Here is a 16,223-nt window from a genome sequence, read left to right on the forward strand (position 1 = left end):
ATGACTTAGCCCTGTGGCACGATCGCGGCTAGCGTGAAATTAACTTCTGCATCCCCTGTGTGCTGTAATTCTCCTGCGCTAGCAATCGCTTGCAGAGATCTAGAAACTGATAGTCAGCCGCATACCATTCCAGTAAGTTCTGGCGTTCTGTTTCGCTAAACGTCAGATTGATGCCTATGGGAGATCGATTCGTTTTCTCATCGCTTTGGGGCAGAACTACAGTGTCAGGTAACTGTAGGATCTGTTTGAGTTTGGCAAAATCTGAGTCAAACGATTCTTGAAAGCCAATAAACAGAATATCCGCCCATCGGCTGAGAAAATAGTTCTCGTCCTTAAACCAGTCCCAAAAATGACTTTTGACGTGACCAATATTGGTCATTGCATAATGTGCTGCTTCTCGAAGTTCAGCGTCATCGGAAGAGAGTGCAGCAGCTAAGGCTTGAGGAGACTGAAAGCGATTGAACGAGATTGCTTCATTTGGTCGCCACGGGTTAAAGTCGCGCGGCAGTCCCTGCCGTTGTCGGCTATAGAATCCACTAGCAAATCGACTAATCGGATCGCGTAAAAAGAAAATTACTTTCTCGCCACCCGGGACATCCATCAGCTTGAAGGGGTGACCATGCAGGATGATCCGATATCGATCAGTGATTAGGTTAGGTTCAACTGCTTTGTGAAATGCAGTGCCGCCTGTTTTGCCAATGTGCAGATAATGCACAAACTGTTTGCCTTGCAGTCTGTATTTCACATCTCTGAGAAACGGGCGTGCAGTTTGTTTGAATTTGTGGATGGATTCGGTTAGGGACATAGTGGCTTTAATAGCTGATGGGTCAATTTCTACCGATGCTTCACTCTAGAACGCGTTTAGATCTGGAATTCTAAGTGCGAAATTCGCTTGCTCAAGCCACGACTTTCAATTTTTTCCATGATCTTCAAGGTGCTTTCCTGAATGGTTTCTTGCTCGGTATGACAAACAACATCGGGATTTATCGGCGGCTCATAAGGATCATCAATCCCCGTGAAGTTCTTGATTTCTCCAGCTCGAACTTTCTGATATAGACCCTTAACATCGCGCTGTTCACAGACTTCGACCGAGGCATCCACATAAACTTCAACAAAAGAATCTGCTCCAATTTGTTGCCGCACTTCCTCGCGAACACCGCGATAAGGCGAAATGGCTGAAACAATCACGATGACATTATGCTTTGTTAATAAGTTGGCAACAAAGCCAATTCTGCGAATGTTTTCTTCTCGGTCAGCTTTGCTAAATCCCAACCCCTTTGTGAGCGATTGACGGACGACATCTCCATCGAGCAGCTCAAACTGATATCCTTGCTGACACAGCATTGCAGCAAGCGCATTGCTAATAGTAGTTTTTCCTGCACCACTTAGCCCAGTTAGCCAAACGGTTAGGCCAGAATGACAATTTTCGGATGCTTGAATTGACTGATCTTGAAAAATCATTCGCATTGATACTCCTACTGGATGTACGGGAACTGATTGGTCTTCTGATGCAAACGTTGGGAATTTCGCTCCGGGGCATTGATTCTTATGCAGAAAGTCGAATGCGTTGCGCTTTACTTTGCTAAAGCTGGCGAAAGAGGACGATCGCTAGAGTCCGCTGCGAAACAGGTCATGCAGGCGCAACAGCCCAATACAGTGTTGCGCTTCATCTACTACAGATAAAACAGAGATTTGAGAAGGACGATTCTCCATGAGCTTCAGCGCATCGTAGGCAAGCACTTCTGGCCGAATCGAAACCGGATTTTGGGTCATGATATGAGCCGCCGTTAGGGTTTCTAAATCCACTGGCTTGGTTTTCTGAATGCAGCGCCGCAAATCTCCATCTGTGATCAAGCCCAGCAGCTTGCCTCGCTCATCAATGATATTAACGGCTCCAAGCCCACCCCGACTAATGCCTTCAATCACTTCTAGCCAAGAGGCTTGGGAAGTTAGCGTCGGACTATCCGGGTGCATCAAATCGTGCACGGTCAGGGTTAATCGCTTTCCGAGCCGACCTGCGGGATGATTAAACGCGAACTCTTCCGGGGTTGTGCCCTTGAGTTGCATTACGCTGATTGCCAGTGCATCTCCGAGCGCGAGTGCCACTGTTGTGCTGGTGGTCGGTGCTAGGTTGTGCGGACAAGCTTCACGATTAACGGATGCATCTAGCGCGATCGTTGCCTGCTGTGCCAACGTTGAACTGAGATTGCCTAAAATCGCAATCACGGGTACGTTGCGATGCTTCAGGTGAGGCATCATCTGAAGCAGTTCATCGGTTTCGCCGCTATTGCTCAGCACAATTCCTACATCCGCAGCATTGACAATTCCAAGATCGCCATGTAGCGCATCACACGGGTGCAAAAATACAGCCACCGTCCCGATGCTGTTGAGGGTTGCAGCAATTTTTTGAGCGACAATTCCAGACTTTCCGACCCCTGAAAGTACCACTTTGCCACGACAGTTTAGTAATAGCGTCACTGCGAGATTCACCGCTTGAGGATCAAGTCGCTGAGCCGTTTTTGCAATCGCATCTGCTTCGAGTTGCAACAGCGATTGAACGTGCGACCAATGTAGCTCAGTTTGAGTCAATGGCACGATGAGAGCCTCCACACAGGGGGTAAACAAGGAATAGAAAGCGAATTCTTTGTGCGTAAATTTATCAAGAGACGCAATCTCTACTAAAAGCCTGCTCTCCGGGTGATCACTAGAGGCAGGTCAAGGGGCGAAACTGAGATTAAAAGCGATCGTCGAAGCCTGCTTCAGATAAAGCGCGAAATTTAACTAACCCTTCATACCAGCATCAATTGATCTTTCAGGGAGAATCTGTAGATTTCAGAAAGAAATTGATCTACGTGAATAGTCAGTGAAAAAACGGGCAATTATCCGGAGAATATAGTGTTAATGCGTAAGCTTTAGATTAGCTTTCATGAAGTAGGGCTTCAAGGTCTTGGGCAAACACGGCGATCGGATCAGGCGGAATCACCTCGCGAACTTTATGAGCCGCGGCTTGGCCCATTTCGTACCAAAATTCTCGCTGTTGCCAGGCTCGCTCTAATGCTTCATCCAGTAATTCTGGGATCGGTGCCTTTGCGACAAAGCCATTCACATTGTCTTCAACTAGCTCTGTATTCCCTGCAACATCCGTGACAATACACATCCGCCCACACAGCATTGCCTCTACCACCACCAGCGGTAATCCCTCATACCGAGACGGCAAAATTAGCCCGTGATGGGTAGCCCAAATTTCCTCGATATTGGAAGTGAACTGCCCGAATTCAATATTGTGCAACTCCCAGAGGGTTTTCAATCGCTTGAGTGTTTCTGTGTGTTCCCCGCCGCCGAAAAGCGTAACCGTGAGCGGGCGATTTTTCCATTTGGACGATCGCAGCACCTCAAACAGAATGTCCTGCCCCTTGCTAATCGGGTTAATTCGACCGACACAAGCAAGCTTAAATCCTTCATCTGTGGGTCGCCAAGATCGCATCGCAGTGTGGGAAACATTGAAAGGATTGCGGACAACTTGAGCTTGGGGCAAATCTGTGGCAATTTGTTTCACTGTCAACTTCAGATTGCGCTGGGACACGAAGTAGCACTTTTTGGCTTGTGTGTAACCGATCGCTAATCGTTGATTGAGGTCATCAGAATACCAATAAGTCTCGGAGGCGGATTGTGAAATGGTGGCATAGGGAATATCTCTCGCTATACACGCTTCCATCCAGGGCAACCCATCATTATTGCAAGCTTGAGAAATTACCACGAACTCAGGACGCACTCGATCAAGCCAGCGATAAAAGCTTTTGCCGCGCTGCGCCATAAAGCTGAGCTTTTCAATCCAATTGCGATCGTAGCCGCGATAGGTGGTTGAGCAGACTGCTTCTATGGCTTGCATCTGAGCGGGCTTCGTTGCCCAGCCCTTGACATTGACTGCGACCTGATGCCCAGATTTTGCTAGGTAGATCGCAGTCTGCGCCCAGAGTTCTTCGCTGCCGCCCCAAGGGGCAGTATTGTTCACAGCAATAAAGGCAATTTTCACTGATCTAACACTCCTCGAATCATTGCTGTCACTCGTTCTTGAGCTTGTCCAGTGTAGTCCGCAAACTCTTGGATAAATCGGCGCTGTCCTGCGGCAAGCGATTGGGTGTCGCTCAACTGTTCTAGGGTTTGCAGCGCTGTTTGTAACATTTGCGGTGAATATCCGGGCAGTGCTGCACCATATTGCACCAATGGGAGCACAGGTTCAGAAGCAGCGAAGTGTGCGTGAATCACGATTTTGCCGAAAAACATGGCTTCTAGCCCGATCGTTGAATCTTCCGAGATCACAACGGTTGCTTCTGGAAGCAACGATCGTACCGATTCCGTTGAGATTGCAACGCGATCTGCAAGGCAATGTTCATCAAGGTAGGATTGATACAAATCAATCTGATCGAGTGGATGCGGTTTAATCACTAGCCGAGCCTGCGGCAATCTCGCTAATGCCGTTAGCAGTGATTCTAAAATTTGGATGCCTTCTTGGGGATGGCGTGAAGGACTGTAGCATTTTTCGGGACAGTGTGGACGAGTTGCCCATAACCAGTAGCAACCGGCGCGATCAATCTGATGCGGTAAGCTGAATGAATCATATTCTGGATTGCCATTCACTTGAATGTGTTCAGGTTGCCAACCCGATTGAGTCTGGTAGCGCTGGAGCCTCGACTTTCCCCAAACGCTAATGACATCTGCATAAGCTTCATCTAAGCAGTAATGCTCACAATCTAGCCCGTGCTGGAGCATGATGCTTTTGATTCCATGTTTACGCGCAGCCAACACGTAGCTTTGAACTGGAAAGTGATTGTCCGCAAACACTAGAATTGCAGCAGGGCGAAGCAGCGAAAGTTCTCGATCGATCTGCTCAGTGCGAAGAAAAAGCTGAGCAAGTTGAGCGCGAAGAACAACTATATCTTCAGGTAATAATGCAATTGCAAACGCCTGCAATCCCTCCAGAATACCGCGATGCAGCTCATTGACTTGAGCCAACCTTGGAGAATCTCCGCACAAAGGCAAACGGATGGTTTGGAGTTCTGGGATTTGATCGAATGCGTTCTCAGGCGCAACTACCGGAAGAGTCCGTGCCAAGGTGCGAACTATCGTTTGCAGCGTAGGATGAGCGTGAGGAACATATAAAATTCGTTTTGACGACAGAGATCGCGCATCTTGCCAGGTTTGCAGAGCGGTGAGCGATCGCTTCAGCCAGAACTTGAATTGATTTGGATTAGGCGTAGGTAAGTTCAGAATAGGGCGACGATCGAGCAGGGCTTGCTCAAACTCGAATCGCTTGGGGTGCGTCTGCTTCCGAATGGCTCTCGCTACTTTATCCCACAGAAAACATCGGGATAGTTCTGCATAATCAATGCCGTTGTAGTGTGTGCGGGCTTGCGTATGCTCTGACCAATCGCAAATCGCATCCCAAGCAAAGCGATCGAGATCGGCAATCACGCGATTTTGATCAATTCGCGAACATTCGACGGGCATAACTTTAAGCTCGGATAGTTTTCCACTGCGTTAAGCGAAATAGTCCTGATTTCAATCGCTGAACTTGACGATCGAGCGTGGTTCTTACCTTGAACACTGTTGCTCCCCAGCTCCGCCAAACCCAATTGATCGGGCGGCGAACTAGACTTGGCAGTTGAGCGAGAACTTTGATTCTGCGATTGATCCAGCCGTTTGCATACGCAGTCTCAAGCTGAGCTTGGGTTAGAGCATTGTCATCCACTGCGGCTAGAAAAACCGTTTCCCAGACCTCGGCGATCGGGTTGTGATGAAATCTCCAAGGTTGGCTCGTTAAATCCGTAAAGTGAACAATTTTAGACTCACGATCAGCATAATCTAAGTGATTCCATTCGCTCGGTAATGCGCTAACGCTTAGATTAAAATGCTGCCGGAACTGTTCTCCCAAATACATCAAATTCGGCAAAGAAAAGGCATTGCGATCAAGTAGCTCGACAAGCTCACTGAGATTCCACTGAATCTTTTCGCAATCCATCAGCATGACACTAGCAAGATAAAACGTTTCCTCAGTGTGTAAAAACACACCCATTGAATCTGCAATATAATGCTGATAACATTTGGCCTGTTTGACCGGAACGGCTGCAAGGCTACTGTCGCCTAAGCCATAGTTCCAGAGTTCAGTCATGTCTTGCAGCGCAATCTGATCTGAGTCACAGTAAATGGCGCGACCTTGATGATTGCACCATTCTGGAATTGCCCAACGTGCTAGGGAAAACGCCGTCGCGCCTTGAATCCGATCGCCCACACCTGCTGGCAAGCGTTTCACTTCACCTGTGGTTAAATTCTTGGCAGAGCCGCTCGTTCCATCGATCGCGTAAATCTCGATTGGGTGCTGAGTTTGTTTGAGCAGTGTATAGCGAAAAACGCTTTCTTCGATAGTGTTTTTGGGGCTAGAGCCAATAAAAATCCGAATCGGGTCTGTCATCAGCGGTTACTCCTACAGCAGTTTTTGAACATCCAGTGAAAAGTTTTTCCAACTCAAGTGCTTGACTGTTTCATGAACATCGGTGGTCAGGCTGAACGCTTGGTCAATGCGATCGCAGATCTCCTCGATCGGCGCATCGATATCAAAAATAAATCCATTTTCGCCATGTCGAATGATATCGGTGCTAAATCCGGTATTGCTGGCAACGGGAAATACATTGCACATCATGGCTTCAATCAGCGGAATTGGGCCACCTTCTAATTTAGAAGCAGAAACAAACACATCCATCTGAGCATAGTATTTCGGATAATCCGCATACTTTGCTTTGATGTAAGTAAAGTTCTTCAAGCTGCACAACGCTTCAAACCGTTCATACTGCTCCCAATTTTTTCCTAGCAAAATAAACGATCGATGCGGCATTGCTCGAACAATGTTGAAGATGCGATCGGGATCTTTGCGGGGATAGTAGGCGGTGCAGAAACCAACGGCGCCCTGCGATCGTGCATGAGGCTGAAACAGTTCAGGATCAGCCGCCCCCAAGATTACTGTAGTTCGCTCAGGCGCTAGCCCCTGAAAATGCAGCAGTTTCTCGTAGCCTGAACAGGTACAAATCACCTTAGAAGCTTGATTGAGTGCTGCAATCAGTTCTTGATCAGGAATGTCTAAAGGTTTGGGGTGCGTGTACCAAATTAGAGCAGCTGAATTCGCAATCTGAGGCGTACTTTTAAGCGCAGCAGGATAAAGCGAATAGTGCGAGAAAAAGTAGGCTTTTGCAGGCGGCAGAAAATGAGTCGAGTAATAATGGCGGCAGGTTCCAGAAAAATAAGCTTCGATTTCATGACAGATTGCATCTAAAATCCAGCCTTTATTACCTGCATCTGTGACAAATACCAGATCGTAGGTCTTAAGCTGGATCGCCCAACTGAGCTGATGCACAACGATCTTTATAAGATGTTGCAGCTTTGCGAGCAGCCGTTGACTCAGCTTTGTTCCTTTCTGGACTGTTTGTCCAAAGTGAAAAGCAGCACTATTGCTCATGAAACGATCGGGGATACAGAAGTCTGAATGAATTGAGCAGAGATCAAAGGTTCAGTGTGATTTGATCGCACCTGTGGAACCTGTTGCCGCAAGAGACCCCGGTACTTAAGAAATTCAGTTGCGTGTGAAAACTGCGCTCCATTATTCAACCCAGCAAACACAATCAGCAGCACTGCTAAACCCAGAACGAGCGATCGCCATTTCGTTAACGTCGTCATTGCAACCACAATCAAGAGAAAGGGGATCATGTGAATTGCATAAAGAAAGGTTTCTTCGCCATACACCAAATGCAAAGCAAGCTGTCCCAACAGTACCAACCCAACGACAATGCGTAATTTCTGATTCTGTCTCACTGTCCAGCAAGCCCACGCCCCGAATCCCAGCAGTGCGATCCACAAGAGCAATGCAATCATGCCGGTGATACCCCCCGATCCAGGAAGCGAGTGCTGAACACTCAGCATGGGCCATTCCGGTTGATTGCGGTTGCTGGGAATGACTTGCAGGGCGGGAACAACCATCGGATGAAGAAATAACCCCAATACAATCTGCAACGGGCCTCCGGCTGTCTTGGGCAGGATATAGTTTGTTTCTCCTGCAATGTCAGTAATAAAAGTTGTCCCCGGAAAAATTCGATACTGTACCACCCACAACCCCAAAACGATCGCGAGTGCGGCTCCAGTCAGAGCGATCGTCCGCTTCCAGGTGTGATTCACGATTGTTGCCGCTATTCCCGCGATCCAATTGGTCGTGGTGATACTGAGCGAGAATGCACTCACTATCACATAGCTCCATAGCGGTAATCTTCTTGTCTGGGACAGCACGACCAAAAACAACGGCACAAGCAGACTCAACGAGCCAAATAGATAAGTTTCGGGGATCGTCGTCCAAAAAAGCAGCGCCGCGCTCGACAAGGATAAAACGCTAAACACCGTCGCATCGAACCGCCGACAGCCCATTAACCGCAGTGTCGCATATAGCAAGCCGACCCAGATCGCAGTCGTCGCCGCATTGAGCAACATGACTGCGGTTTCAGGCGGCACTTGCGCGATCGCCCGTACCCCTTTCACCAAGGGAAACACTAACAATGCGAACAAAGGATGCACCCGCGCCCGCGTATTCGGTGCAGATCGTAGGCTCATGTTTGAGAACACACGTTCAATATCAGAGCCAAACCAAACATCTTCGGTGAAATCTTTCAGCAAAACTGGATCGACCATCTGACTAGTCGCATAAGTGATCATGCTTGTCACAACCAGCAACAAACTCACAATCACTACATCAGCACGATACGAACTCAGCGCAACAGAAACAGGTGGAATGACTTTAGCTTTCATCGGGAGCCTCAACGGGCGGCTAACACTTTACGAGCAAATTTTTTGAAGCGATCGACATAGTAGCCTGTATAGTCTAGCTTTGGAGAAATATCGGCAGCGCTTTCGATCAAGCTGGGTCGATCGAGGTCTTCACAAAGTCGCATAAAGTCTTGTTCGGGTGCTGCTAAGCTCAGAAACGGAGTCAAGCTGACTAAGTTGACTCCTCGCTCTCGCAGCACCGGACGCATTTCTGCTAAGCCTTCATAGTACTCCCGATAGCGGCTGTCGGCAGAAGCATCGCGCCAGCGTGTGTGTTGTTTGTGAGCGTGATTGTTACCGAGCAGCGCACAGTTGTCACAGCCGATCAGAAAGACATTTTTTGCGCCCATATTTGCTGCTAAGTTAACCCCAGCTTGAGCGATCGAAGTCCAAAGATATAGCTTATCGTCGGTCGGTCGGCGTACCCAATCTAACATGCGTCCTGTGTCTGATGGCTTGTTCGGCGGCTGAGTGTTCGGTCGCCCTGCCGTCTCAAAAAAGTAAAACTGCTCTTCTGCATAGCGGAGTTGTTCAGAGGTGGCCACGCCCTTTGTTTTTTCGTACTTCGTGATCCAGGTGATTTCTGGGTGAGCAGGTTCGCTGGGAAGAAACTCTGGAATGCTCAACTCCGGGTGAATGGTGATGCTGTAGCGAACTGGAACCGTTTTCCAGGCTTGGTTGAGTCCGATCGTGATTTTGTTGTCTAGCAGCGAGAGGGGAAAGACTCGCAGACTTGCGCCAGTACCAACCACATAGATATCACTGTTTGGATAGCGATCGTAAAGTTCTGAAACACACTTCATAGTCAGGTTGTTAGATAGCTGAAAAACAATGCAACGGGTTGCCAAACGCGATCGCGTCAATCATCAGGAAGAACACCAATCGCCTCAGAAATGACATTTTCTCTGAGGCAAGTTGTTCTTGCGAAAGTACAGTGCGTTTATCCAGAATCAACAGTTAACATTGCTATCTGTGATTGTCCAAAGCTCGCGATCGTGTGGATAAGACCGATGCACAACTCGCCCGATCACTCGCTCCCACGATCGCTTTGGGTGCGGCAAAGAGGCAACCTGAATCATTGGGCAACCCACAAACCACGCGCCCAATCGATCAGTGTGAAGACTATCCCCAATCACAACAACTTGATGCGGTTTGAGTTGCATTCGGTTCAAGGCTTGACGAAATGCTTTTGGAAAAGGCTTGCAGGCTGGATGAATCGCTGGAACTCCCAGGCGCTTTGTCCAGTAGTCGATCCGCCCCTCGCGCTTCCCGTTTGTTAGGATCAAAAGCTTGAATGATGCTCGCTTCGCGGTGTCAATCCAAGCTTCTGCTTCTGGAGAAACATAGCGATCGTCCTCGGACACGATCGTGTTATCTAAATCTAATATCACACCGCGAATTCCGTGGTAATACAGCAATCTTAAGCTGATGTCTGCCAACAAATCTACTCGCGAAATCGGTAAAAAACGTTTAGAAAAGCGAACAAAATGAAGCAGCTTCCAACCGATTACCTCAAGCCAAAATCCAATCTTTGTCATGTTTAAACGACGATCGATCGCGCCTTACTGAAGAATTTCATAGTGCTTGAGCAGCAAAATCGCAAAAACAGTAGCGACCCAGGAAAGCACAGTGAGCAAAATAGGCAGATCCGTCAGCAGCACTTCATCGGGTCGCTCCGTTTTGTCGCACTCTGGATCATCCCCAATGATTTCGCTCAGTAACTGATACCGAAATACGCCATACAGCACAAACGGTAATGTGATCACCATCCAAGGAGTCGAGGCACCTGACAGTTTTGGCCCCGCGCTCCAAAGTGCGTAAGTCAGCACCGTTCCTGTGACGACGGTACTTTCCATCCGGGTCAACAGAGACATCGAATATTTGCGTAACACCGATCGCGTTTTTCCGCCCTTGCGCTGTAGCAGTCTCAATTCTGCCTTACGTTTCTCAATGCCTAGAAACAATGCCAACATTGCGGTACACAGCACAAACCAAATCGAGAGCCGAATCTCAGTCGCGCTTGCTCCCGCGTAAGCTCGCAGCACAAACCCCATTGCAATCGCGATGATGTCCAAAATCACCATGCGCTTGAGCCGAAGATTATACGCCGTCTGAAGAGCAGCATAGCTGATCATCGTAAAACCTAACGCTATTGAGTGCAGAAACGCAAAAACCAAAGCACTAGTCAAGAGCGTAACTGCCATCCCAACCGCGACGGGAATCTTGACGGCCCCAGACGCGATCGGGCGTTTACATTTAATGGGATGAGCGCGATCGTCTTTGACATCTGCAATGTCGTTAATTAAGTAAAAACTGCTAGAAACACAGCAAAAGAGCGCAAACGCAAATACACTCTCAAGAGCTGTCTCTAGGCCGATTGAAAAGGCAAACAGAGGAGCCGCAAAGACAACTAGGTTCTTTGTCCACTGGTGGGGGCGCAGAGCAATCACATAGGGAAAAAGACTAGCCTTGCGCTGCGTTTTTTCGGCTCTCGGATCGAGTAGAGGGGTTGTCATTGTGTGCCGGAAAAGGAAAGAGCCACAGTTCACGATGATCTAATCAATCTGAGATGTCGCCATGTCAGTTCGACAGAAAGAATTCGCTGCGATACTGAATCTAGGCTGCTGCCTAAATTGTCAGAATAGAGGACTTCGAGCCGACGCTCTCAAAGTTCCCACTAGTAAAGGATTTAGAGGGGCAGAAGTTGTCCAAAACGCAACGAAAGATTCTGTCGAACTGGCATTCTTACCAGTCTTACAGTTCTGAGTGCCGTAACCCGGAGAATTTTCGCGCTAGGTTGAAAGAGATTCAAATCCTGGCGCGACATCGCTCTATGCTACTTTCAGCGTATTTCCATTCACTCCAACTACGTTGGGATCAAGCAAAGCGTTGTACCACAGGGTGCCAATCTTGTCGTAGCTCGCCATTGAGGGATGTAACCCATTATCATCGCTGCGCGGTGCGAGATCAGAAAGCGTCAGCGATCGCATATCGACAAAGTAAACCTTCTTACCCGCTGCACGAGCATTGCTGATCAGTCCGGGGATGCCGTTATTGTAGTCTGTGATCATTTGCATCTGTTGTTGACTTCGTTCAGGAGTCGCGAATCGATCGATATCAGGATAAGCAGGTGGGATCGAACCAACCAGCAGCTTCGTATTCGGTGAGAATGCGGTAATCTTATTAATCAGAGTATTGAGTCTGCTGAGCATTTGCGCTCCCGAAGTATCTGTAAAGAGATTGTTCGTTCCAATCATCAGCGTAATGATGTCTGGCTTCTCTCGCTTGAGATAGTTCTCCACATTGGCAATGATTTTTTCGATTCTCCAACCTGACATGCCTTGATCGTTCTTATCTCCCCCGTTTGTCCATTGATATGCTGGATTTGTAGAAGTTCCATCGGTTTCGCTACCCACGAAATCAACCCTAAGACCTGCTTCGCTGAACTTATTCCACAAGACACGACGATAGCCGCCTGGAATTGCAGTGCGATTGCGATCGTCGGTTCTTGAGGTGACTCCCAGGGTAATCGAATCCCCTAGCGTCAGAAGCCGAGTCACTCCGGACTGAACGGCAGGTGGTGGGGGAGTTGAAGTCGAAAAACTCCAATTCAATACATCCTGAGTGCTAGTCGCTCCACCAGTTGCCCCAGTAAATCCTACAAAGGCTTGTGATCCAACGATATTTGAAAGCTGTATTCTGGCGCTGAATAAAGGATTGGTTGGCTTTGTAGAGGTGTTAGAAACGTACACCCGTAAGTTATCGGTGACTCCGTTGTAGTCAATCCAAGCATTGACGATCGTTCCACTGCCGTTTAAGTCGAAGGGCGATTGCGCTTGAGAAAAATAGGTGACTCTATTTTGATCTGCCCAGTCGTAGGTCTTTGTGGCATTGCCATTCGTTACGACTGCAACATAGTTATTGCTTAACTCACCTGTCCCTTGCCAAGTATCAAATTTAATCGCCAAGCTATCATTAATGCCGCCATACCCTAAGCTGCCGCCTGCAATTCCAACTGCGTTTGCACCTGCACTACTATTTTGCAGTAGGAAGGTCATTCCGTCGCTGCCATTGGTTCCCCGAAGGCCTGAAAATCGTAGTCTAAAGTTTGTGCTAAATGAAGTATCACCGTAGATATCGATCGGGGTTGTTGTAAATGCAGTTCCCGCTTGAAGCTGTTGGTCGGAGGTTAATCGCAGTACGTTCCCTGATTGAAAGGTACTCCCGTTTGTTTTGATTCCGGTGAGCGTAGAGAAATCGCTATAGTTAAACGAACCCGAAGTTCCAGGAGTCGGGTTGGGTACAGTGGGGAGCGAGGTATCTAACTGCCACTGTTTGATGAGATGTGCGTTGGTTGCCCCTCCAGTGCCTGCACTGAAGCCTGTGTAAGCTTGAGTACCGAGCAGACTAAGCAGATCGACTGTGTAGGTAAATAGCGGATTGGTGGGCTTACTAGTCGCTGTGTCGCCTGCAATAAAAACAGCAAGCTTATCAGTCTGCCCATCGTAATCAATCCAAACATTTACAGCTTTGCCACCATTGAGATCGACGGGCGCTTCGGTTCCCACCACTCCGCCAACCGAAGCCCCATTCAGAACAACTCCAACATAATTACGGCTCGTTTCGCCTGTGTTTGCCCAAGTATCAAATTTAATCGCTAAGCTTTTGTCGATCGTTCCGTAACCGAGTTGTCCACCCACCCCTCCGAGCGCAGCGATGCCTTGGCTGCTATTTTGCAGCATAAAGGTCATTCCGTCTGCACCATTTGTGCCCCGACTGCCCGTAATTTGCAATTGGAAATTTGTAGAGAACGATGCGTTTCCACTCAGTGATAAAGGCGTATTCCAAAAAGCGCTACCGCGTTGCAGTGAGGCATCGGGAGTTAATTGTAAAGCGCCACCATTTAAAGACGCATTGCCATTCAGGGCGAGTCCGGTCGCGCCTGAGAAGGTATTATAGTTGATTAACATGAAAGGCGTTTAGAAACAGAATAATGTTTGATACAAACGAACATTGGGTTTAAGGGTGCTAAGACGAAAGCACACCTTTAGTTTGATGCGAGGATGAACCACCCTGATGCTGTTTTCTTCAAATCTGAGCAATCCGTTCTAAGAATGAAAGCTGAACCACTGCTTTTACTCAAGCGACCAAGGCCACGCACAACAAATTACATTAATCTCGGTGCTTTTCCTAGGGTACTAATCCCCGCAGTTTCCGCGTAAACTGACGCACTAAGTTTGTCTGTTCTTCATAAAGGCGGTAGTTAAATAAAGGCTGCTTTACTTCTCCGATTAAGTTGACAAAACAGCGAGGAGAGTTCGTAATTGATCGAGCCGTTACACCGTGTAAAGAATGAATTGAGTTGAGAAAAAGAACTAAGACATTGCGATCGTATTTCACCGTCTTCACGAGTTCAACATAGCGATCGTCGATAAATTGTCCTTGAAAACCGTAGGGTTTGCCGGACTTGAAGCGGTAAATTTCGAGATCCCCGCCCGTTGAACGATCGTCTGGATGTCGCAAGTAGTAAAGCCCAGCAAATAAAACTTGAGGCCGATCAATGTGCGCTTGCTTAATCGGCTTCGGGACTTCAGTAACCGGCGCATTAATGCAAATTTGGGCATCCATCAACACATCAGCACTCGAAAAGTCATCGATTTTTCGCACACCTGCTTCAAGTGCGCGAATCTCACCGATTACCTGCTCAAACTCTGGATGATACTGGCGAATGTGATCCTCAAACAAAGTGCCGAACTGTTTGAGGAAGCGATCGGAGGTATGAAGCTGAATAAAAGACTTCCAAAGGTTGCTGATCTGCGGATTAGCAAACACATCGCGGGCTGGATAGCTATACCGCTCGTTGCTAACAAACTGAGGACTTTGAGTAATGGTGTTGATAGTAGGAAATTCAGCGATTAATTGAGTACAAAGTTCTTCGTCTAACGCATCACGAATCACTACATGCGGAAAAGGTTCAGTAAATACTTCATGCTTTTCTACGGCATCAAATAACGATCTCATCACATCCTCCAAACAACCATCAAGTTTCTCTCTGTCGATCGAACCTTCATTCCGCTTCGGTCTGAACGGCAGTCCAGCATCGAGGCTGATAAAATGAACATTCGCTCATGCTGCCTGTTCCTTCTACTGCAAAGCTAAATTCCTTGACCGAATCAAGCAAAATGTAGTTGCCCTGATAGAGATGTAGATCTAATAGATAAGAGCCAGGTTTTAGCCCAAGGTAAGGAAATTCAACTCGAATCTCATTCACTCCAGCAGTGACACGAATCGGAGTTTTATCATGTAGAGTACTCAGCACTAAAACTTTATCTCCTTCTCCTGCTCGCTCTCGAATGGAGACAACTATATTTGTTTCAGCAATCGAATGCCGTGCTTCAGATTGAATACAAAGATCTAGCTTTTCTCCGCTGATCGGCGTTGTAATTTTAGTGGCATTGCGATCGCGGAAAAAGACTCCGGTAATATCTAATCCAGAACTTTCGTGCGTGGCTCGCTGCGGGCGTTGAAGTTCTCCGGTTGCAGGCGGTGCACCCTCTAGAAATAGTTCATTTTCATACCGTCGCGTCACGACTGCCGCATCCCCCGACAGAATTAGCTGTCCTTTCGATAAATACAGGGCTGTATCGCACTTCGACAGAATTGTGTTGGAACTATGCGACACCAAAATAAACGCAACTCCGCGATCGCGCAGTTCTGCCAGTCGGCGGTAGCACTTGGCTCGAAATCTCAAATCGCCAACCGCTAAGACTTCATCGAGCAGCAGAATGTCCGGTTCAGTATGAATGGCACAGGCAAAGCCTAATCGCGCTGCCATACCCGAACTATAACTTTGTACCGGAGAATCGATCGCATCATTGATTTCAGCAAACTCTAGGACTTGATCAAACACGCGATCGATCTGCGGTTTGCTCAGGCCTAAAATCGACATATTGGCGTAGATATTTTCTCGCCCTGTAAGGATCGGATTAAACCCGGCTCCAAGCGCAATCAAAGGAGCAACGCGACCGCGAACTTCGACCTGTCCTTGATCGGGTCGGATCAAGCCTGAGATAATCCGCAGCAGCGTAGACTTGCCGCTGCCATTTTTGCCGACCAGTCCGAGTGCTTCTCCGCGCCGCAGTTCAAAGCTAATATCGTGTAATGCCCAGAATTCATGAGACCGCAACGAGGTACGGGAGCGTCTGCGACCGGCTAATTCTGAGCTAATGTCATGAATGCCATAAAAGAGCGATCGCTTCAAATCTCGACAGAACTTTTTAGAGACTCCATTTACCGAGAGAATCACCTCTTGCGAAGTCGACGGGATCGATTCAGGAACGATTGAATGGGTGACAGCCATAATT

At 48.0% G+C, this 16,223-nt stretch carries 14 protein-coding genes; all 14 read right to left on the reverse strand.

Going from position 1 to position 16,223, the window contains the following annotated elements; translation table 11 throughout:
* Nucleotides 1–28: 28 nt before the first annotated feature.
* The 14 genes from NC980_RS12795 to NC980_RS12860 all read right to left on the reverse strand — a co-directional run bounded on the left by NC980_RS12795 (nt 29) and on the right by NC980_RS12860 (nt 16,219).
* Nucleotides 29–745 (reverse strand): sulfotransferase family 2 domain-containing protein, encoded by a 717-nt coding sequence (locus NC980_RS12795; RefSeq protein WP_348253932.1) that lies wholly within the window; start codon nt 743–745, stop codon nt 29–31.
* 116 nt (nt 746–861) lie between these two features.
* Nucleotides 862–1,461, reverse strand: coding sequence for an adenylyl-sulfate kinase (gene cysC, locus NC980_RS12800; RefSeq protein WP_190376934.1), 600 nt, complete (start codon nt 1,459–1,461; stop codon nt 862–864).
* Nucleotides 1,462–1,608: 147 nt separating this feature from the next.
* Nucleotides 1,609–2,598, reverse strand: coding sequence for a KpsF/GutQ family sugar-phosphate isomerase (locus NC980_RS12805; RefSeq protein WP_190377049.1), 990 nt, complete (start codon nt 2,596–2,598; stop codon nt 1,609–1,611).
* 319 nt (nt 2,599–2,917) lie between these two features.
* Complete coding sequence (locus NC980_RS12810) at nt 2,918–4,033, reverse strand: glycosyltransferase family 4 protein (RefSeq protein ID WP_190376935.1); 1,116 nt, start codon at nt 4,031–4,033, stop codon at nt 2,918–2,920.
* Nucleotides 4,030–5,508, reverse strand: coding sequence for a hypothetical protein (locus NC980_RS12815; RefSeq protein WP_190376936.1), 1,479 nt, complete (start codon nt 5,506–5,508; stop codon nt 4,030–4,032). The genes NC980_RS12810 and NC980_RS12815 overlap by 4 nt, the downstream gene beginning before the upstream one ends.
* Before the next feature lie 4 nt (nt 5,509–5,512).
* The gene (locus NC980_RS12820) at nt 5,513–6,469 is read right to left on the reverse strand and encodes a glycosyltransferase (RefSeq protein WP_190376937.1); all 957 of its coding nucleotides are present in this window, start codon (nt 6,467–6,469) and stop codon (nt 5,513–5,515) included.
* A 12-nt stretch (nt 6,470–6,481) separates the two neighbouring features.
* Nucleotides 6,482–7,507, reverse strand: a complete 1,026-nt coding sequence (locus tag NC980_RS12825) for a glycosyltransferase family 4 protein (RefSeq protein WP_190376938.1) — start codon at nt 7,505–7,507, stop codon at nt 6,482–6,484.
* Entirely contained in the window at nt 7,504–8,841 is a 1,338-nt protein-coding gene (locus NC980_RS12830; RefSeq protein WP_190376939.1) for a hypothetical protein, read from the reverse strand. The genes NC980_RS12825 and NC980_RS12830 overlap by 4 nt, the downstream gene beginning before the upstream one ends.
* An 8-nt stretch (nt 8,842–8,849) precedes the next feature.
* A complete protein-coding gene (locus tag NC980_RS12835) occupies nt 8,850–9,662 on the reverse strand; it encodes a hypothetical protein (protein WP_190376940.1) in 813 nt (270 codons plus the stop codon).
* 147 nt (nt 9,663–9,809) lie between these two features.
* On the reverse strand, nt 9,810–10,397 hold the full coding sequence (locus NC980_RS12840; protein WP_190376941.1) for a YqeG family HAD IIIA-type phosphatase: 588 nt from the start codon (nt 10,395–10,397) through the stop codon (nt 9,810–9,812).
* A 24-nt stretch (nt 10,398–10,421) separates the two neighbouring features.
* Nucleotides 10,422–11,375 (reverse strand): decaprenyl-phosphate phosphoribosyltransferase, encoded by a 954-nt coding sequence (locus tag NC980_RS12845; protein WP_190376942.1) that lies wholly within the window; start codon nt 11,373–11,375, stop codon nt 10,422–10,424.
* Between the two features lie 315 nt (nt 11,376–11,690).
* Nucleotides 11,691–13,829 (reverse strand): GDSL-type esterase/lipase family protein, encoded by a 2,139-nt coding sequence (locus NC980_RS12850; RefSeq protein ID WP_190376943.1) that lies wholly within the window; start codon nt 13,827–13,829, stop codon nt 11,691–11,693.
* A gap of 220 nt (nt 13,830–14,049) precedes the next feature.
* On the reverse strand, nt 14,050–14,880 hold the full coding sequence (locus NC980_RS12855; RefSeq protein WP_190376944.1) for a hypothetical protein: 831 nt from the start codon (nt 14,878–14,880) through the stop codon (nt 14,050–14,052).
* 46 nt (nt 14,881–14,926) lie between these two features.
* On the reverse strand, nt 14,927–16,219 hold the full coding sequence (locus NC980_RS12860; RefSeq protein WP_190376945.1) for an ABC transporter ATP-binding protein: 1,293 nt from the start codon (nt 16,217–16,219) through the stop codon (nt 14,927–14,929).
* Nucleotides 16,220–16,223 lie beyond the last annotated feature (4 nt).

Source organism: Leptolyngbya sp. AS-A5 (genome assembly GCF_039962495.1).
Taxonomy (GTDB): Bacteria; Cyanobacteriota; Cyanobacteriia; order Leptolyngbyales; family Leptolyngbyaceae; genus Leptolyngbya.